The sequence below is a fragment of the Mesorhizobium sp. WSM3862 genome (assembly GCF_002294985.1).
Lineage (GTDB): Bacteria > Pseudomonadota > Alphaproteobacteria > Rhizobiales > Rhizobiaceae > Mesorhizobium.
This window is the reverse complement of record NZ_NSGE01000003.1, coordinates 291952-309848: the sequence shown is the minus strand read 5'-3', so window position 1 is coordinate 309848 and position 17897 is coordinate 291952. Positions and strand designations below refer to the sequence as shown.

Here is a 17897-nt window from a genome sequence, read left to right as displayed (position 1 = left end):
CGCCCAAAGGGAGAAACTTCATGCTGAAAAACCTGCTGAAGGCGACCGTGTTCGCCACCACGATGGCTTTGGCGACCGGTGCCTTCTACACGCCTGCCTTTGCCGAGACCGTCTACAATCGCGGATCCGCTGCCGAGGCGGAGACGGTCGATCCGCACAAGACGTCGACGGTCTACGAGGCCGATATTATACGCGACCTGTTCCAGGGCCTCGTCATGCATGACCCGAAGACGAACCTCATTCCGGGCGCCGCCGAAAGCTGGACGGTGTCCGACGACGGCACTGTCTACACCTTCAAGCTGCGCAAGGACGGCCTGTGGTCGGATGGCAGCCCGGTGACGGCGGACGACTTCGTCTACTCGTTCCATCGGCTGGAAGACCCGGCCACCGCTGCAGAATACGCCTCGATGCTCTATCCGGTGAAAGGCGCCGAGGACTTCAACACTAAGAAAGGCAAGGCCGAGGATATGGGCGTGAAGGCGATCGACGCCAACACGCTGCAAGTCACGCTGAAGGCTCCGACGCCCTACTTCCTGGAGATGCTGACCCACCAGGCGACCTATCCGGTCAACAAGGCTTCGATCGACAAGCTCGGCGCCGACTGGATCAAACCGGGCAAGCTGGTCTCCAACGGCGCCTATACGCTGGCGGAGTGGGTTCCCAACGACCACATGAAACTGGTCAAGAACCCGAAGTTCTGGGACGCCGCGAGCGTCAAGCTCGACGTGGTCAACTACATCCCGACCGAGGATCGCTCGTCCGCGATGAAGCGCTTCGAGGCCGGCGAACTCGACAGCTATGGCGACCTGCCGACCGAACAGCTCGCCGATCTCAAAACCAAATTCGGTGACCAGATCCGTGTGGGGCCATATCTCGGCACCTATTATTATGCGGTCAAGACCGACAAGGCGCCTTGGGACAACGTCGAGCTGCGCAACGCCATCTCGATGGCGATCGATCGCGACTTCCTCGCCGAGAAGGTCTGGCAGAACTCGATGCTGCCCGGCTATTCGATGGTTCCTCCGGGCATCGACGGCTACACGCCGGCACTGGCAAAATACGCCGACATGTCTCAGATCGACCGCGAGGATGCGGCCAAGAAAGTGCTGGAAAAGCTGGGCTATACACCCGAGCATCCGTTGAAGATGGAGATCCGCTACAACACCTCGGAGAACCACAAGAACACGGCGGTCGCCATCCAGGAACAGCTGAAGCCGCTCGGCATCGAGGTGACGCTGCTCAACACCGACACCAAGACCCACTATGGCTTCCTCGAGCAGAAGGGCAACTACGACGTCGCCCGCGCAGCCTGGATCGCCGACTATAAGGATCCGGAGACCTTCCTCGGCATCTCGCGCAAGGCGAGCGGTAACAACTACTCGAACTACAACAGCCCTGCCTATGAAGCCGCCATGGACAAGGCAGCCGCCGCCGGCGGCAAGCCTGAGGAGCGCATGAAGGACCTCGCCGCAGCGGAGCGCATCCTCGTCGACGATGTCGGCCAGATCCCGCTGCTCTACTACAGCTACCACGATATCGTTTCCTCCAAGCTGCATGGCTTCGAGGACAATGTCATGGACATTCATCCGTCTCGCTTCATCTCCAAGGACTGACAAGGAACCTTGGCCGTGCCGCCGCTCTCTTTTAGGGAACGGCGGCCGCGGTCTGTCGTCGTGCCGGGCCGAAAGTCGCATTGTATTTTCGGCGATCGCGGTGCGAAGATCAGAGATGCCAGCGCGCCACGATCTCGTCTGGAGAGCCGTCGCCCTGGCTGAAGCGGGGCGCCGATGCTGCGTTATGTCTTCCGGCGGCTATTGACCGCCATCCCGACGCTGTTCGTCATCGTGACGGTGGCGTTCTTCCTGATCCGCGTCGCGCCAGGCGGCCCGTTCAACCAGGAGCGGGGCTTGAGCCCCGAGATCAGGGCCAATCTCGAAGCCCAGTTCGGCCTCGACGATCCGCTCTGGCTGCAATATCTCCACTATCTCGGCAATCTTTTGCGCGGCAGTTTCGGACCGAGCTACAACCTGCCGGATTTCACCGTCACCGAACTCTTCGCCAAGGGCCTGCCGATCTCGGTGCAGATCGGTACCTCGGCGCTGGTGCTGGCGCTGCTGCTGGGCTCGATCCTCGGCACGATCGCGGCGCTCAACCAAAATAAAATAGCCGACTATTCGGTGATCGCCTTAGCCACCGCCGGCAGCACCATCCCCACCTTCGTCACCGCGCCGGTGATCCAGCTCGTCTTCGGCCTTTCCTGGAAGCTGTTGCCGATCGGCGGCTGGGGCGACGGCGCCTTAATCAACAAGGTCGGGCCGGTGCTGACGCTTGCCCTGCCGCAGATCGCCATCGTCGCCCGCCTGATGCGCGGCTCGATGATCGAGAGCCTGCGCTCGCACCACATCCGCACTGCCCGTGCGCTCGGCCTCTCCGACTGGTCGGTGGTGGTCAAGCACGCGCTGCGCGGCGCCGTGCTGCCGATCGTCTCCTTCACCGGTCCGGCGGCGGCGGCGCTGCTCACCGGCTCGATCATCGTCGAGACCATTTTCTCCATTCCAGGCGTCGGCCGCTACTTCGTAGACGCTGCGCTCAACCGCGACTACACGCTGGTCATGGGAACCGTGGTGGTGATCGCGCTCTTCACGATCGTTTTCAACCTGATCGTCGATCTTCTCTATGCGGTCGTCGATCCGAGGGTGCGCTATGACTGAGCTTGCCGTAGCCGCTCCGGAGCCGATCGTCGGCCGCTCGCTCTGGGGCAATGCCTGGGCGCGGCTGAAGCGCAACCGCGCCGCCATGTTCAGCCTCTACTATCTGGCATTCATTGCCGTCATCAGCGTATTCGGCCCTATGGTCGTGCCGCATGAATACACGACCATCTACGGCGACTATGTGCGCACGCCGCCGAGCCTGTCGGCCTATCCGAAGCCCGACATGATCCAGGGCGCGCTGAGCGACGCGATCAAACGCATGCGCGTCGACATCAAGGAGTGGCACCAGGACGGCAGCCGCGTCGTCGTCACCGTCACCTCCAAGAAGCCGATCGACGACCGCAATATCCGCTATCTCGACCGCTCCGACGCCTTCGACGACACGAAGATCGAGAGCAAGTCGCCCGATGGGCTCGAAATGACCATGAGCGCGGCCGTCAAGCAGCAGTATTTCTTCTTCGGCACCGACAACACCGGGCGCGATCTGTTGTCTCGCACGCTGATGGCCGGGCGCATTTCGCTCGCGATCGGCCTGCTTGCCGGTGTCGTCGCCGGCGTCATCGGCGTGATCTACGGCGCGACGGCCGGCTTTGCCGGCGGCAGGGTCGACGAAGTGATGATGCGCATCGTCGACGTGCTTTACTCGCTGCCCTTCATCTTCTTCGTCATCATGCTGGTGGTGTTCTTCGGCCGCAACTTCGTGCTGATGTTCCTGGCGGTAGGGGCGGTGCTGTGGCTCGACATGGCGCGCATCGTGCGCGGCCAGGCGCTGTCGATCCGCAGGCAAGAATACGTTCAGGCGGCGGAAGCGATGGGTGTCGGCCAGCGCGGCATCCTCGTGCGCCACGTCATCCCCAACCTGCTCGGGCCGGTGGTGATCTACATGACGCTGCTGGTGCCGCAGGTCATCATCCTGGAAAGCTTCCTGTCCTTCCTCGGGCTTGGCGTGCAGGAGCCGATGACCAGTTGGGGCGTGCTGATTTCGGTCGGTGCCAAGAACATCGGCTATGCCAACTGGCTGCTGTTGTTCCCGGCCTTCTTCCTCGTTTCGACGCTGTTCGCGCTGAACTTTGTCGGCGACGGCCTGCGCGACGCGCTCGACCCCAAAGATCGATAAGGATGGGGATCGCCGACATGGCTTCCGAAACGATCCTCAGCGTCAAGGACCTGCGCGTCCGCTTCCAGACCCTCGACGGCACCGTCGAGGCGGTGAAGGGCATCAGCATAAAGGTCAATGCCGGCGAGACCGTCGCCGTCGTCGGCGAATCCGGATCCGGCAAGAGCCAGACGATGATGGCCGCGATGAGCCTGCTTTCCTCCAATGGCGAAGCGACCGGCCAGGTCGACTACCGCGGCCGCAACCTCCTGGAGATGACCAAGAGCGAGCTCAACAAGGTTCGCGGCCGCAAGATCAGCATGATCTTCCAGGAGCCGATGACCTCGCTCGATCCGCTCTACACCATCGGCAACCAGCTCATCGAGCCGATCCGCCGCCATCGCGGCCTGAGCGCCCAGGCCGCGCGTGAAGAGGCGCTGAAGCTGTTGAGACTGGTGCACATCCCCGATCCCGAGCGGCGGATGAAATCCTATCCGCACGAAATGTCGGGCGGCCAGCGCCAGCGCGTCATGATCGCGATGGCTTTGGCGAACGATCCCGACATCCTGATCGCCGACGAGCCGACGACGGCGCTGGACGTCACCATTCAGGCGCAGATCCTGATGCTGCTTGCCGAACTGCAGCGCAAGCTCGGCATGGCGATCGTCTTCATCACCCATGATCTCGGCATCGTCCGCCGTTTCGCCGACCGCGTCTATGTCATGCGCCAGGGCGAGGTGGTGGAAGAGGGCGAGGCGGAAGCGCTTTTCGCCAATCCGCAGCACGCCTACACCAAGATGCTGCTCGCCGCCGAGCCGACCGGCACCAAGGCGGCCGCGCCCGCCAATTCGCCCGTGTTGCTCGAAGGCCGCAACGTCGAGGTCGTCTTCAAGATCGGCGGTGGTTTTCTCGGCGGCCAGCCGCTGATGTTGCGGGCCGTCGACAAGATATCGATCCGGCTGAAGCGCAACCAGACGATCGGCATCGTCGGCGAGTCCGGCTCCGGCAAATCGACGCTCGGCCGCGCGCTGCTGCGGCTGCTCCCCAGCGACGGCGTCATCCGCTTTGGCGACCGCGACATCTCAGAGGCCGACCGCCACGCGATGCGGCCGCTGCGGCGCGAATTGCAGCTCGTCTTCCAGGATCCGTTCGGCTCGCTGTCGCCGCGCATGACGGTTGGCCAGGTCATCACCGAAGGGCTTTTGGTGCACGAGCCTTCGCTGACGGGCAAACAGCGCGACCAGTGTGCCGTCGAGGCGTTGCGCGAGGTCGGCCTCGACCCGAACGCGCGCAACCGCTACCCGCATGAGTTCTCCGGCGGCCAGCGCCAGCGCATCGCCATTGCCCGCGCTATGATCCTGAAGCCGAAAGTGGTGGTGCTTGATGAGCCGACCTCGGCGCTCGACCGCTCGGTGCAGAAGCAGATCGTCGAGCTATTGCGCAAGCTGCAGTCGGACCACGGACTGTCCTACCTCTTCATCAGCCACGACCTCGCAGTGGTGCGCGCCATGGCCGACTACATCATCGTCATGAAGCAGGGAAAGATCGTCGAGGAAGGGCCGGCCGAGGAGATTTTCGGCAATCCGCGCGAAGCCTACACGCAGACACTGATGAAGGCGGCGATCGATACGACCAGGTTCCGCATCAGCGCTTGAGATTTCCGCCGCTCGGCGACGCCCTGCTCACTGCGAGGACGGGCAGCGGCTCTTCCTGGCAGCGATGATCGCCTGCTGCTGTTGCTGCAGCCGCTCGATCCTGGCGGTATCGCGATTGGCCACGACCGTCTTCACGCGCTCGCCGCCGAGCAGCCAAGTCGGCACGCTGGTATTGGCGACCTTGCCGCGGCTGATTGCCGTCCGCGAAATATCGGTGGCGGTGTCGCCGAGCGCGCTGTTGAGCTCGGCGCAGCTCATCCCGTCGTATTTCGCCGGATTGATCGACGCAACACTCGACGAGCAGCCTGCGATCAAGGTCAACGGCAAGAGAGCCCGCAGCGTGAACTTCATACTCTTACCCCGGTCTCGCCGTTCCAAAAATCGTCCAGCAGCTCTCGAATGGGATAGCGGCAACCATTAGGCCAAAGTGAGGGCCCATTGTCGACCATTTATCTGATCGATTGATTGACGGCAGGCTTTTGCCAGGTCGCGGCGGCGGCGGAGGGGCCGTGGCGTGATATCGATGCGGACACGCAGCCACAAAAAATCCCGGACAGAGGCCCCTCCGAATCGAGAGCCGTAAAATTGTATTGCGGTCCGTTACCGATCCTTAGGCATGGTTGAAACTGCTCTGCGGCGTTAACGCCACGGTTGCGCTGCGTCTGCGATATTGCCGGCTGCACAACGCAAGGGTGGGGCCTCCATGATCGACCAGATACGTTCGCTGCTCGAGCAGCATCCGATGATTCCGCTGAATTTCGGCGCGCTCGCCGACGACGCCAATCTCTATGACGCGGGGCTGACCTCCTTCGCCTCGGTGCAGATGATGCTGGCGCTCGAAGAGGAGTTCGACATCGAATTCCCCGAGACGATGCTGACGCGGCGCACCTTCTCTTCGCTGGCCAGCATCGCGGATGCCGTTTCGCAGTTGACGCGCAAGGCGGCGTAGCCATGAACGTGTTGAGAAAGATAGAGGCGGCCTCGCTCGCGGAGGCGCCCGAAGTCGCGACCGAGCGCATGCGCCGCGTCGCCGAGATCGCCGCCGGCCATGCCGACCCCGTCGACAAGGAGGGGCGTTTCCCGGCGGAGACGATCGAGGCGCTGAAGCGCGAGCGCCTGCTCGGCGTGGCGATCCCGATCGAACATGGCGGCGAGGGGCTCGGCACGATGCAGATCGCCGACCTCATCGTGCAGCTCGGCCAGGCCTGCGGCTCGAGCGCGATGATCTATGCCATGCATCAGATCAAGACGTCGAGCTTTGTCACTCACGGAGGCGCCAGCGATTGGCACCGCGCTTATATGCGGCGCATCGCCGACGAGCAGCTTTTGATGGCTTCCGCGACGACGGAGGCCGGCATCGGCGGCAATTTGCGCAATTCGATCTGTGCGGTCGAGGTCGCCGGCGGGCGCTTCGCGCTGACCAAGGAAGCCACCGTCATCTCCTATGGTAACTATGCCGACGCCATCCTCGCCACGGCGCGTCGCGCCCCCGATGCGGCCAGCTCCGATCAGATGATGGTGGTGATCCCGGCCGATGCCAACCGCACGCTTGAGCGCACGTCGGTGTGGGACACGCTCGGCATGCGCGGCACCTGCTCCGACGGCTTTCATCTGGTCGCCACGGGTGACGCGGCGCAGATATTCCCGAAGCCGTTCTCCGAGATCGCGGCGCAGTCGATGCTGGCCAGCTCGCACATCTTCTGGGCGGCGACCTGGTTCGGCATCGCCGCCGACGCCTTCAATCGGGCGCAGGCCTTCGTCAAGGCGGCGGCGCGCAAGCAGCCCGACTCCATGCCGCCGGGCGCGCTGAGGCTGGCCGAAGCGGCCGCCCTTTTGCAGGAGATGAAAGGCCACCTTGCGGCCGCCATCCACCGCTTCGAAGCGGCCGCGGGCGAGGACGACGCGCTGTCTTCGATCGGCTTCGCCGCCGAGATCAACGCGCTGAAGGTCGCGGCCAGCGAGAAAGCCGGCGCCGTGGTGCGTCTCGCCATGCTGGTCAACGGCATTCTTGGCTACAAGAACGGCACCCCGTTCAGCGTCGGCCGGCACCTGCGCGACGTGACCTCGGCGCCGGTGATGATCTCCAACGACCGCATCCTTTCCAATACCGCGACGCTCATGCTGATGAGCCGCTTCGACACCGGCCTGGGGAGCTGAGATGGACGCCAAGACATTCGACTCCAAGTCGCTGCTGGACAGCCTGTTCGAGAACGGCATCCTGTTCGAATCCGGCGTCGACGGCCTTTATGGCCGTTCGGGCGCATTCGAGGACGTGATCGAGCGGTTCGAGCGTCTCGTCACCCGCCTCGGCGCGCCCGACAAGGCCACCCGCATCCATTTTCCGCCGGGCATGAGCCGCGCGACGCTGGAGAAGAGCGGCTACATGAAGAGCTTTCCGCAGCTTGCCGGCTGCGTGCATTCCTTCATGGGCGGCGAGCGGGAGCATGCGCAGCTGCTCGGCATGATGGCTGACGGCGGAGACTGGACGGAGCTGCAGAAGGCGACGGACCTCGCGCTGACACCCGCCGCCTGCTATCCGCTCTATCCCACAATAGCTGCGCGCGGCCCGGTGCCGGCGCAGGGCCTTCTTTTCGAACTCTCCTCCTACTGCTTCCGCCACGAGCCGTCGAAGGACCCGGCGCGCATGCAGCTCTTCCGCATGCGCGAGTTCGTCAAGATCGGCACGGCCGAGCAGGTGCGCTCGTTCCGCGAAAGCTGGCTGAAGCGCGGCAGGGCCATGATCGAGTCGCTCGACCTGCCCTGCGAGGTCGATCTTGCCAACGATCCGTTCTTCGGCCGAGGCGGCAGGATGATGGCCAACAACCAGCGCGATCAGGGCTTGAAATTCGAGCTGCTGATTCCGGTGACCAGCATCGAGAAGCCGACCGCCTGTTTGAGCTTCAATTATCACCAGGACCATTTTGGCCAGACCTGGGGCCTGAAGTTCGCCGACGGGGAGTTCTGCCATTCGGCCTGCGTCGGCTTCGGGCTGGAGCGCGTGGCGCTGGCGCTGTTCCGCCACCACGGGCCGGACGCTGAAGCCTGGCCGGCGGCGGTCCGCGACGTGCTGTGGGGCGTGTGAGATGCTGAGAGCGATCGCCGGCCTCGATCCGGCCACCTACCGGCCGCACTGGCTGCACGATCCGCAAAGGCGGTGGCCGCAGACCAACTGCTATGTCGACCTTCTGATCGAGGTTCTGCACGCGACCGGGCACGATCCGGTCGCAGCGCTCGGTTTCACCGCGGCGCAGGATTTCGAAGGTGATCAGTTCACGTTTTTCAAGTTCCCGACCGCCGACCTGCAGAGGCTGGCGGGGCTGGACATCCAGGAGCTGGCGGTCTTCGACCGGCTGGAGACGCATGTGCTGACGCAAGTCGAGCTCGGCCGGCTGCCGCTGGTCGAGGTCGATGCCTTCTACCTGCCCGACACCAAAGGCATCACCTACCGCAGCGGCCATTCCAAGACCACAGTCGGCATCAATGCGCTCGATCCCGAGGCGCGGCACATGCGCTACTTCCACAATGACGGCTACTTCGCGCTCGAGGGCCAAGACTATGACGGCATCTTCGGCCAATGGGATGGTGTGTCGGCAGGCGACCTGCCCCTGTTTCCTTACGCGGAATTCGTGAAGCTCGACGCCGCGCGCCCGGTCCGCGACGCGGTCGGGACCGCGGCGGCGCTGCTCGCACATCACCTGAAGCGGCGGCCGAAGCGCAATCCGCTCGGCGCCTATGCGGCCGCGTTCGGCCGCCACGCTGAAAGGCTGGCGACAAAGTCGCCTGCCTATTTCCACACCTATGCCTTCAACACGCTGCGGCAGGTCGGCGCGAATTTCGAACTTCTTGGCAGTCATCTCGAATGGCTGGGGCAGCACGGCGAAACCTGTCTGGCAGAGGCGGTGCAAGCCGCCGGTAACATTGCCGAGGGCGCCAAGGTCATGCAGTTCAAGCTCGCCCGCGCGATGGCGCGGCAGCGCTTCGACGGCTTGACCGAAGCAATCGCGCCGATGGCGCAGGCTTACGAAACGGTGATGGACGTGCTGGACGCCCGCATGGCCGGTGTCGCCTCCAAGGCGGCCTAGCGGGCCGGCCGAGGCGCATTTGATGATGGGTGGGGGAATGGACGCCACGGTGTCGATCGCCGGCACTGCCGGATTGCTGGATCGTGGGTGGCGGATGGCTATCTCGGCGGCCGGTGCCTGGGCTTCGCCGAATGACATCGACGCAAACGCCGAATGGCTGGGCGCGGCCTGTCCCGGCACGGCGGCCGCCACGCTGGAAAAGCATGGCCGCTGGGACCGCAAGCAGCCAACCCGGCTGCACGACCGCGATGTCTGGTACAGCCGCAGGCTCGACGCGACCGGTCCGGTGCGGCTGGTGTTCGAGGGGCTGGCGACTGTCGCCGAGGTCTGGCTTGGCGAGCGGCTGCTGCTCACCTCGACCTCGATGTTCGAGCGCCATGAGGCTGCGGTAAGCCTTTCAGGGGGCGAGCAGCTCGCCATCGTCTTTCGCAGTCTCGACCGCCATCTGGAAACGGCGATCGGTCCGCGCGCCCGCTGGCGCCCTCGCATGATCGACGATCAGCGGCTGCGGCTGGTGCGCACGACCCTGATCGGCCATATGCCGGGCTGGTGTCCGAGCTTCGATGTCGTCGGGCCGTGGCGTCCCATCAAGCTGATTCGGGAAGTTGGCGGGCCGCGCATCCTCGATGCCCATATGCGCGCCAGGCTCGACGGCGCCACCGGGCATCTTGCCGTTGCGATCACCCTCGCCGAACCCTTCGACAATGCGCAAAGGGCGCATGTCAGCTGTGCCGGAGTGCGCGCGCCCCTCAAGTTCGAGACACCCACCCGGCTGACCGCGGAATTGGCCATTGCCGATGTCGCCCCATGGTGGCCGAACAGTCATGGCGAGCCGGCGCTGCACGAAGTGATGGCGACGCTGGGCACGGTGCGCAGCCGGCTGGGCCGGGTCGGATTCCGCCGCATTGAGATCGATCGCGGTGCCGACGGACGCGATTTTCGCCTGGTCGTCAACGGCGTGCCGGTGTTCTGCCGCGGCGCGGTCTGGACGCCCTCCGATCCCGTGCGACTGCCCTGCGAGCGAGCCGAAATCGAGCCCGACCTCGATCTCGCGCGCCAAGCCGGCGTCAACATGCTGCGGGTCGGCGGCACCTTCGCCTATGAAAGCGATGCCTTCCACGAGCTGTGCGATGAGATGGGCATTCTGGTCTGGCAGGACCTGATGCTCGCCAATTTCGACTATCCGGCGAAGAGCGCGGCCTGGCGGGCGGCGCTGTCGCGCGAGGTGGAGAACCTGTTGAGGCGGCTTCGGCATTCGCCGTCGCTGGCGGTGCTGTGCGGCGGCAGCGAGGTGGCGCAGCAGGCCGCGATGCTCGGCATGCCGGTGGCGATGGATCCGACACCCTGGTTCGACGATGTCGTGCGTCCGGCCGCGCAGGCGATCCTGCCCGATCTGGCGCTGGTGTCCTCCTCGCCCTCCGGCGGCAGCCTGCCCTTTGCCGCGGATGGCGGCCCGACGCACTACTATGGCGTCGGCGCCTATTGCCGGCCGCTGGAGGACGCGCGCCGCGCGGAGGTGCGTTTCGCCAGCGAATGCCTCGCCTTCGCCAACGTGCCGGAACAGGCGACGCTCGATGAGCATCTGCCCGTTCCGCCCGGCCACGACCCGCGCTGGAAGGCCGGCGTGCCGCGCGATGCAGGTGCGTCGTGGGATTTCGAGGACGTGCGCGAGCATTATCTGGAGACGCTGTTCGGCGTCGATGCTCGCCGGCTGCGCATGGAGGATCCAGCGCGCTACCTCGACCTCTCGCGCGCCGTCATTGCCGAGGTGGTTGAGCGCACGATCGACGAATGGCGCAGACCGGCCTCCCCGACGGCGGGCGCGCTGGTGTTCTTTTGGAAGGATCTGCGCCCGGGAGCAGGGTGGGGCGTCGTCGATTCTGCCGGTCGGCCGAAATCGGTCTGGCATGCGCTGAGACGCGCCTTCGCGCCGCTCCGGCTGACGCTGAGCGACGAGGGCGTCAACGGGCTGGGCGTCCATCTCGTCAATGACACGGCAAGGGCAGTCGAGGCGACGCTATCGCTTGCCTGCCTGCGCGACGGCGTCACCCCGGTGGTGGCGGCGCGCCGGCCGGTCACTCTGCAGGCGCGCGGGGCGCAGTCGCTGTCGGCATTCTCGCTGCTCGGCGCCTTCTTTGATCTGTCTTACGCCTATCGCTTCGGCCCAGCCGGGCACGAAGTAACGGTGGCAAGGCTGGAAGGCCACGACGGCGAGATCCTGGCCGAAGCCTTTCATGTGCTTCCAGGCGCCATGACCGCGCGACGCGATGTCGGCCTGTCCGCAGGGCTGATGCGCGGAAGCGACGGCTGGCGCCTGCGGCTCGCCTGCAGACGCGCCGCCTATCACGTCGCCATCAAGGATGGGCTGTTCTTCCCGCGCGAGAACGGCTTCCACCTGATGCCGGGCGCGGTGAAGGAAATTGGCCTGGATGGGCCGGCCTATGCCACTCCGGCCGGCGTCGTGACGGCGCTGAATGGCGATCGCGAGGTGGCCTACGATGCGCCGCAAGCCGACACTGTCGAGACCAGGGTGGAGAGCATGCGGTCGTTGCGGCCTGCCGGGAGCGTGGCATGAAGGGGGTCGTCTTCGCCGACACGATCGGCTGGCTTCATGAAGGCAGGGGCACCGGGCGGCGCGGCCGGGGTGTCGTGATCGCTGGGGCGCATGGCCACGAGGACCTGTGCAGCCGGCGTTTCCTGCGGCTTCTGGCTGACAAGTCGGCCGAAAACGGTCTGCCGGCGCTGCAATTCGACTATCCCGGCTGCGGCAATGCCGCCGGGGACCATTCAACGCCCGGTCAGGTGCAACGGTGGACGGCGAGCATAGGCGCGGCGATCGATCGGCTGAAGCAGGATTGCGGCGTGGCGGACGTCATTTTGGTCGGCTTCCGGCTTGGTGCCCTGCTGGCCCCGCTGGCGGCGGCCGGACGCGACGACGTGGCGGGTCTCGTGCTGCTCGCGCCGCCGTCCTCCGGCAAGGCCTATGTTCGCGAGATCACAGCCATGTCGCGCATGATCGACGCGCCGCTGGCCAGCCGCTCGGCGGGCGAAGGGGTTTTCACCGAGGGGCGCGAGGCCGCCGGCTTCCGAATTTCGCATGAAACGCTGGCTGATCTCTCAGCGCTCGATTGGCGGCATGCCGCGGCTGGCCTTCCATCCCTGCCGATGCTGGTGCTTACAAACGGCAAGCCGCTGGCTGCCGAAGAGGTGCTCGGCGACACGGCTGGCGCTGCGGAAATCGCGACGGCCGAGTTCGATGGCTATCCTCTCTTGATGTGCGACCCGACCGCTAACCGGATTCCGGCCGCCGCTCTCGATCGCTGCGCCGCCTGGATCGCCGACCAGGCTGCCGAAGCGGCAGCGGGAAAGGCCATGCCGCGCGATGTGTCGCAGATTCTGGACGGTCCGCATTACACGGAAAGCCCGGTGCTGATTGGACCGGCGCCGTTGATCTGCGGTGTGCTTTGCCGACCGCGCGAACGCCAGACCGAGGCCGAGCCGGTGATCTTCCTCAATGCCGGTGGCGTGCCGCATGTCGGCTGGGCGCGCGGCACGGTGGAAGCGGCGCGAGCCCTGGCCGCGGAAGGCGTAGCCTCGCTGCGCGTCGACCTGCCCGGACTTGGCCTCAGCGATCCGACCGAGGAAGGGCGCCTGTTCCTTTATGACCGGCGCACGCGCCATGATGTAAGTCGTGCGATCAACTGGATGGAGCGAGCCGGCTACCCCGGGGTCGGCCTGGTCGGCACCTGCGCTGGCGCATTTCAGGCTTTTCACGCCGCGCGGGCCGATCGGCGGGTACGGATGCTGACCATGATCAACCCGCTCTGCTTCGCCTGGAACGGTTCCTACGCGCTGGAGATGGCGGTCTGGAAGACTTACGAGACGTCCAAGGCCGTGCTCGGGCAGAACGCTGCCGCCAGGCAGGAGAGCCGCGAGCCGGCCGACGCCGCATGGCGCGGGATCGCTTCGCGATGCGCCCGGCTGATCGTCCGGCGCGGGCTTGAGGCGATCAAGTCCACATTGTCGATGCTGCATCCGGCCGCGCTGCTTGGACAGCGGCGGGTGGAACGCTGGATGCGCGACCTATGCGGCCGCGGCGTGCGGGTCCTCCTCGTAACCTCGGAAGGCGATCTGAGCCTCAAGGAGATCGCCCGCCATTTTGGCTCGGAGGAAGAGCGGCTCGATAGCATTCGCGGCGTGACCAGGGTCTCGCTGCCGAATGCCGACCACACGCTGACGCCGTATCACGCACGGCGCGCCGTGATCGCTCGCCTGATCGACCATGGCGGCATCAGGCGTGACGGTTATGCTCGTTCCGAGCCGGTGCGCGCGACGGCAAGCCCTTCCTTCCTGGCGCCGTAGGGGGATCATCAGTTCGGCTTGAGTATTGACATGCGGCAAGCGCGTCGCGTCTTGAAGCGTCACGCAGCGATACGGTTCTCTGCGCGACGCCGAAAGGTTTGAATAAATCAGGGAAACTAAAGACTTTCGGGAGATTTCGTTCTGGTCGGAGTGGCAGGATTTGAACCTGCGACCCCATCGTCCCGAACAAGCTGTCTTGCCAGAAGAAGCCCGGAATTCCGGGCTTTTGCGATTACTGAACGGCCGCTTTTGGGGCTTTTGTTCACGTTTGTTTCCGGGGTTTCAGGTGGGTTTCAGGTGGGAGACGCCCGATCGGACGATGTTGCTCTTCTGGCGCGGCGCCGGCGCCTTGGCGGTGATCGCCGCGGCGGCGTCGGCCTGGAAATCGGGGTGATGGTGGTAATAGTGCTTGCGCAGCACGGCTTCCGTCATGCCGCAGAAGTCGGCGGCCTTCGAGAGCTCGACGCCGTTCTGCATCAGCCACGTCGCAGCAGTGTGACGCAGCGTGTGAGGGGTGACATCTGTGACGAAGACTTTGCTCTCGACGCCTTTGAGGATCCGCGTCTCATACCAGCCGAGGCCGGCGATCTCGCAGGCCGACTTGAACGCCTTGCGAACGGAGCGAACCGGGCCGCCTTCCCATTCAACGATGAAATCGTGTGCGATCATGCGGCCGATCGTGCGGCTTTTTCCGCGTCCCTTGGTCTTGATGTCAACCGGGGTACGCGCCCAGCGGCGCATGTGCGCCAGCAGCCGGTCCGGCAGCCTGACCGGCGGCTGTCGCTTCCTGGTCTCGACCATGTCGGCGGCTCGCCTGAAGAAGACGCCGCGCTCAAGGTCGACGAAGCCGCGCCCCACTGTGGGCCGTGTCGCGGCCCCGCAGATGGCGGCGGATCGCGTGCCGGTGTAGAGCCCGGTCAGGATGAAGCGCGCCACGTGCCGGCCGGTCCGGCGATCGCTCTCTTGTCCCTTCCAGGTCTGCCGCATCTGCCAGGCTGCCCAGAGCAGCCTCGCCGCCTCAGATCGCGTCAGCGCGCGCTTGGCCTTCTCGGATCGCGCCGGCAACACGATCTTCGGCACGGCCGTGATGTATTTTTCGGCGTGATAGTGGTTGATCGCCGCGCGCAGATCCTCCAGCTGCCGGCGTCCCATCGCTGGCGTCGGCAGGATCCGGCCGTTCTTGGCCGGGCCGCTGACATATTCCCGGCAGAGTGCGCCTGAGATGTCGGCGACCGTACCGGTGAAGAAGGTTAAAATGGCGAGCAGGCGCGCGGCCGTTTCCTTGCGATAGCTCTGCGACGGATTGAGCGCGACGACGTCTTCCGCATAGACGTTGACGACGTCGGCGATCTTTACTTGGTCGGGGTCGCGGTTGCGCTGGCGCGTCGGCTGATGTTTTTCGCTGATGTAGTCGGCGAGCTGCCTTTGAGCTTCAACAAGCTCGCTCTTGCCGCAGCCAGTGGGATGTCGTCGTCCGGCGTCCTCGATGTACCAGCCGGCCTTGCTGCGCAGGCTGCCGTCGGCCTTTCGGCTCTCGGATCGCCAGACGAGTCGGATTCCCTTGCTTGGACGCGGCATAGCTTCCTCATTCTCCCGATTGCTGCGAGTGTGGTGTATTCCTTGCCGGCGATGATTTCCGTCTCTAGCCGCCCGCGGTCGCGCTCCTTGCGCAAACCGGCTGGGCCCATCGAGCCATCAGGGAAAGCAATCCGGGCCGCGATGTCCAGCCGCAGCGGCGCGTTTTCCGTGTACTCATCGGACCCGTTCATTGAGTGCCGTTGCCGCTGGTGTTCATGGCGAAAACTGCACGTTCAGCACGTCCGCGCCGCGATGCCGAGATAGCGCTGCAGGCGGTCGATGAAGGCAAGCTCTGCTTTCATCGCGCCCCACGGCTCGATCGCGCCGACAAGCTTTGGCGGAGGCAGCGAAACGCGCGGCAGACAAGCGCTGGTCGGCCTGGCTCCGAACAGGGCGGCGGCCTCGGCAACCAGCATGCGATTATCCATATCGCGGATCTGACGGGCATAGGCCGGCACTGTGTCGATGTTGGGCAATTCAGCCGCCTGGTAGATCGCAAGGTCGATGCTGCGCTTGACCGACGCGATCGCGCGGTGGGCGAGCTGGTCGACGAATCCTGCACAATTTAGCCCGGCAGCTGTGGCCAACTGTGCAATGTGATGCTGGATCAGGTCGACTGCCGGCCTGGTGATGTCGCCGAGCGCGTATTCATGTCCGTCATGAAGAAGGAAATAGCCGGCGGCCACGCCGTCGCCGGCTTCGCGGAACAGCGCGTCGGCACCCATCACGCAATGCTGCGCCACAGAGTAGGCCGGGCAGCGATAGAGACCATTGAACCGCGCCAGCTTGGACAGCGTGTTGGCCATATCGGCGAAGCTGATGTCGGACGCCTTCGGCTCGAGGAGGTCGAAGGCCGACCCGTCCGGCTTGAAGGTTGGGATCATGGCGGGTCTATCGCTCGGCGCGTGGCTGGCGGACCTCATTGGTGCACCTGCGGCATGGCTGCTTCGACGGCGGTGAGAACGCTCGAGCGAATGGCCGGGAAGATCGGCAGCCGGTCGAGATAGCCCGACAGCACCGAAATGCAGCGTTCGCGTTGACCCGACCAGGGATCGAGCAGCAGCGCGCCGCGGGCCGCACAATACTGGCCCCAGGCCAGGATGAGACTCTGTGTAGGCTGCGCGCCGCCGGGCAGCGGTGGCCGATTGGGCGCTGCGTGCCGGGCCTTCTCAATCATATCTGCAAGCAGATCCGGACGGATGGTGATCTGCTTGGTGCTGGCGAGCAAAGCCAGACGTGCGGCGCTGTCCTGAAACTCGATGATCTCGGCGCTTGTGAAGCCGGCGCCGACCAGGTCTTCAAGCCGAACGCCGCCGCCAACAGCAAACAGATCTCGCATAGCCTCTGCCATTTCCAGGCAGCGCGGATGGGTGTCGAACCCAGCTTCCGGAAACTCTCGGCGGGTTTGCGATGAACGTTGAACTTTATCGAGCAAGACGGGTCTCCTTGATCAGAGCGCGCCGACTGTCACGGCGGCGCAGAAAAGGGTGGCAGCAATGAAAGCAGCCGCAGCGAGCCGGTTCGCGACGGCTTCGTCCTTGTGATAGCGTTCAAACCGCGCATTGCGGGCAGGGGGTATCGGATGCGAAAGTTGGTGCGAGCTGCCGTCTCGCTGTTCGTCATGCCCGGTTCGGCCTTTGCCTACAGCGATGGGCAAATGGCGGTTATGTCCCATGTCGGGCAGGCGATCGCCGGCACCAAGATCTGTCCGAAGCTGGAAATCAATGAAGGCGCCATGGCGCTGATGCTGGCCGCCGAGGACGTCAAGCTCGACGACCCGACGGTTGCCGCGGTCATTCGGAGCAAGGTCAAAGAAACCGTCCGGGCTTGGGAGGGCAAAAGCGAAGACCTCGCCTGCGCGGCAGTGCTGATGCTCTACGGGCCGAGCGGAAAGATCGCGGGAGTGCTGCGCTTCAGAGATTGATTTCACCGCCCGGCTCCAAATGGTAATTCCCAATGGTAGGCAATACCTACCTACTCTGTCAAGACAGGTAGGTTTGCTGTGCACCCCTGGGCTTGTGGATTTGTCGCATCGGCCCGCTGCATCTGTACTTGTTTTGTTCTGCAGGCTGAGTCAGATTGACGCGGCTAAGGAGGCGGCATTGCTGACATATTTCGTGGTTCAGAGTTTCAATTTCACGCCCAAAGGAGCGATCGCCGCTGGAGCGGCGGTGGAAGTACAGGACATCGAGCATGCTTTGCGACTGGCAGAGAAACTGGCGGAATGTTCGGCCGGCGTCGTGGCGTTCAGCCGTACGGGCGATCCTTCGACCGGCGAGTTCGAAGAGGCCATCATTCTCTACGCCAACGGGATCGTTCCAGCGCTTGAGGCTGAAATGCCGGTAGCCTGTTGAACGTTGAGCCACCCTCAGCCCCGGCCGCTTTGCGCCGCATCTCGGTCATTAAAGTTAGC

The 17897-nt window shown here is 64.7% G+C and carries 16 protein-coding genes; 12 read left to right on the top strand and 4 right to left on the bottom strand.

Annotation, left to right across the window (positions count from 1 at the left end; translation table 11 throughout):
* Positions 1-20: 20 nt before the first annotated feature.
* The 4 genes from CK224_RS09985 to CK224_RS09970 all read left to right on the top strand — a co-directional run bounded on the left by CK224_RS09985 (position 21) and on the right by CK224_RS09970 (position 5462).
* Entirely contained in the window at positions 21-1613 is a 1593-nt protein-coding gene (locus tag CK224_RS09985; RefSeq protein WP_095777925.1) for a peptide ABC transporter substrate-binding protein, read from the top strand.
* A gap of 174 nt (positions 1614-1787) precedes the next feature.
* On the top strand, positions 1788-2711 hold the full coding sequence (locus CK224_RS09980) for an ABC transporter permease subunit (RefSeq protein WP_066997760.1): 924 nt from the start codon (positions 1788-1790) through the stop codon (positions 2709-2711).
* Positions 2704-3828, top strand: a complete 1125-nt coding sequence (locus CK224_RS09975) for an ABC transporter permease subunit (RefSeq protein WP_095781650.1) — start codon at positions 2704-2706, stop codon at positions 3826-3828. Before CK224_RS09980 ends, CK224_RS09975 begins: the two co-directional genes overlap by 8 nt.
* Positions 3829-3845: 17 nt before the next feature.
* Complete coding sequence (locus tag CK224_RS09970; protein ID WP_095781957.1) at positions 3846-5462, top strand: ABC transporter ATP-binding protein; 1617 nt, start codon at positions 3846-3848, stop codon at positions 5460-5462.
* A 27-nt stretch (positions 5463-5489) separates the two neighbouring features.
* Here the strand turns inward: CK224_RS09970 and CK224_RS09965 are convergent, their stop codons facing one another.
* The gene (locus CK224_RS09965) at positions 5490-5813 is read right to left on the bottom strand and encodes a hypothetical protein (protein WP_066997754.1); all 324 of its coding nucleotides are present in this window, start codon (positions 5811-5813) and stop codon (positions 5490-5492) included.
* 352 nt (positions 5814-6165) lie between these two features.
* Between CK224_RS09965 and CK224_RS09960 the strand changes: the two genes are divergently transcribed.
* The 6 genes from CK224_RS09960 (at position 6166) to CK224_RS09935 (ending at position 13906) form a co-directional block, all read left to right on the top strand.
* Complete coding sequence (locus tag CK224_RS09960; RefSeq protein WP_066997751.1) at positions 6166-6411, top strand: acyl carrier protein; 246 nt, start codon at positions 6166-6168, stop codon at positions 6409-6411.
* Positions 6412-6479: 68 nt separating this feature from the next.
* Positions 6480-7619, top strand: a complete 1140-nt coding sequence (locus tag CK224_RS09955) for an acyl-CoA dehydrogenase family protein (RefSeq protein WP_095781956.1) — start codon at positions 6480-6482, stop codon at positions 7617-7619.
* A 1-nt stretch (position 7620) separates the two neighbouring features.
* Positions 7621-8544: an amino acid--[acyl-carrier-protein] ligase gene (locus CK224_RS09950; RefSeq protein ID WP_095781649.1), complete on the top strand. Its 924-nt coding sequence runs from the start codon at positions 7621-7623 to the stop codon at positions 8542-8544.
* A 1-nt stretch (position 8545) separates the two neighbouring features.
* Complete coding sequence (locus CK224_RS09945; protein WP_095781648.1) at positions 8546-9544, top strand: DUF1839 family protein; 999 nt, start codon at positions 8546-8548, stop codon at positions 9542-9544.
* 37 nt (positions 9545-9581) lie between these two features.
* Entirely contained in the window at positions 9582-12119 is a 2538-nt protein-coding gene (locus tag CK224_RS09940; protein ID WP_245425864.1) for a glycoside hydrolase family 2 protein, read from the top strand.
* Entirely contained in the window at positions 12116-13906 is a 1791-nt protein-coding gene (locus tag CK224_RS09935) for an alpha/beta fold hydrolase (protein ID WP_095781647.1), read from the top strand. Before CK224_RS09940 ends, CK224_RS09935 begins: the two co-directional genes overlap by 4 nt.
* A gap of 282 nt (positions 13907-14188) precedes the next feature.
* Here the strand turns inward: CK224_RS09935 and CK224_RS09930 are convergent, their stop codons facing one another.
* From CK224_RS09930 to CK224_RS09920, 3 genes are all read right to left on the bottom strand, one after another.
* Positions 14189-15484, bottom strand: a complete 1296-nt coding sequence (locus CK224_RS09930; protein WP_095781646.1) for a tyrosine-type recombinase/integrase — start codon at positions 15482-15484, stop codon at positions 14189-14191.
* Between the two features lie 233 nt (positions 15485-15717).
* Positions 15718-16368: a hypothetical protein gene (locus tag CK224_RS09925; RefSeq protein WP_095781645.1), complete on the bottom strand. Its 651-nt coding sequence runs from the start codon at positions 16366-16368 to the stop codon at positions 15718-15720.
* A 35-nt stretch (positions 16369-16403) separates the two neighbouring features.
* On the bottom strand, positions 16404-16919 hold the full coding sequence (locus CK224_RS09920) for a hypothetical protein (protein ID WP_141245805.1): 516 nt from the start codon (positions 16917-16919) through the stop codon (positions 16404-16406).
* Positions 16920-17105: 186 nt separating this feature from the next.
* On the opposite strand from CK224_RS09920, the gene CK224_RS09915 reads away from it, so the two are divergent.
* Together CK224_RS09915 and CK224_RS09910 are read left to right on the top strand one after the other, a co-directional pair.
* On the top strand, positions 17106-17408 hold the full coding sequence (locus CK224_RS09915; protein ID WP_141245804.1) for a hypothetical protein: 303 nt from the start codon (positions 17106-17108) through the stop codon (positions 17406-17408).
* A gap of 178 nt (positions 17409-17586) precedes the next feature.
* Positions 17587-17838, top strand: a complete 252-nt coding sequence (locus tag CK224_RS09910; RefSeq protein WP_095781642.1) for a hypothetical protein — start codon at positions 17587-17589, stop codon at positions 17836-17838.
* The last annotated feature ends 59 nt before the right edge of the window (positions 17839-17897 follow it).

Excerpts from the sequence above, each read along its gene's own strand:
- CK224_RS09985 (WP_095777925.1), top strand. The coding sequence starts at position 21 with ATGCTGAAAAACCTGCTGAAGGCGACCGTGTTCGCCACCACGATGGCT.
- CK224_RS09980 (WP_066997760.1), top strand. The coding sequence starts at position 1,788 with ATGCTGCGTTATGTCTTCCGGCGGCTATTGACCGCCATCCCGACGCTG.
- CK224_RS09975 (WP_095781650.1), top strand. The coding sequence starts at position 2,704 with ATGACTGAGCTTGCCGTAGCCGCTCCGGAGCCGATCGTCGGCCGCTCG.
- CK224_RS09970 (WP_095781957.1), top strand. The coding sequence starts at position 3,846 with ATGGCTTCCGAAACGATCCTCAGCGTCAAGGACCTGCGCGTCCGCTTC.
- CK224_RS09965 (WP_066997754.1), bottom strand. The coding sequence starts at position 5,813 with ATGAAGTTCACGCTGCGGGCTCTCTTGCCGTTGACCTTGATCGCAGGC.
- CK224_RS09960 (WP_066997751.1), top strand. The coding sequence starts at position 6,166 with ATGATCGACCAGATACGTTCGCTGCTCGAGCAGCATCCGATGATTCCG.
- CK224_RS09955 (WP_095781956.1), top strand. The coding sequence starts at position 6,480 with ATGCGCCGCGTCGCCGAGATCGCCGCCGGCCATGCCGACCCCGTCGAC.
- CK224_RS09950 (WP_095781649.1), top strand. The coding sequence starts at position 7,621 with ATGGACGCCAAGACATTCGACTCCAAGTCGCTGCTGGACAGCCTGTTC.
- CK224_RS09945 (WP_095781648.1), top strand. The coding sequence starts at position 8,546 with ATGCTGAGAGCGATCGCCGGCCTCGATCCGGCCACCTACCGGCCGCAC.
- CK224_RS09940 (WP_245425864.1), top strand. The coding sequence starts at position 9,582 with ATGGACGCCACGGTGTCGATCGCCGGCACTGCCGGATTGCTGGATCGT.
- CK224_RS09935 (WP_095781647.1), top strand. The coding sequence starts at position 12,116 with ATGAAGGGGGTCGTCTTCGCCGACACGATCGGCTGGCTTCATGAAGGC.
- CK224_RS09930 (WP_095781646.1), bottom strand. The coding sequence starts at position 15,484 with ATGCCGCGTCCAAGCAAGGGAATCCGACTCGTCTGGCGATCCGAGAGC.
- CK224_RS09925 (WP_095781645.1), bottom strand. The coding sequence starts at position 16,368 with ATGATCCCAACCTTCAAGCCGGACGGGTCGGCCTTCGACCTCCTCGAG.
- CK224_RS09915 (WP_141245804.1), top strand. The coding sequence starts at position 17,106 with ATGCCCGGTTCGGCCTTTGCCTACAGCGATGGGCAAATGGCGGTTATG.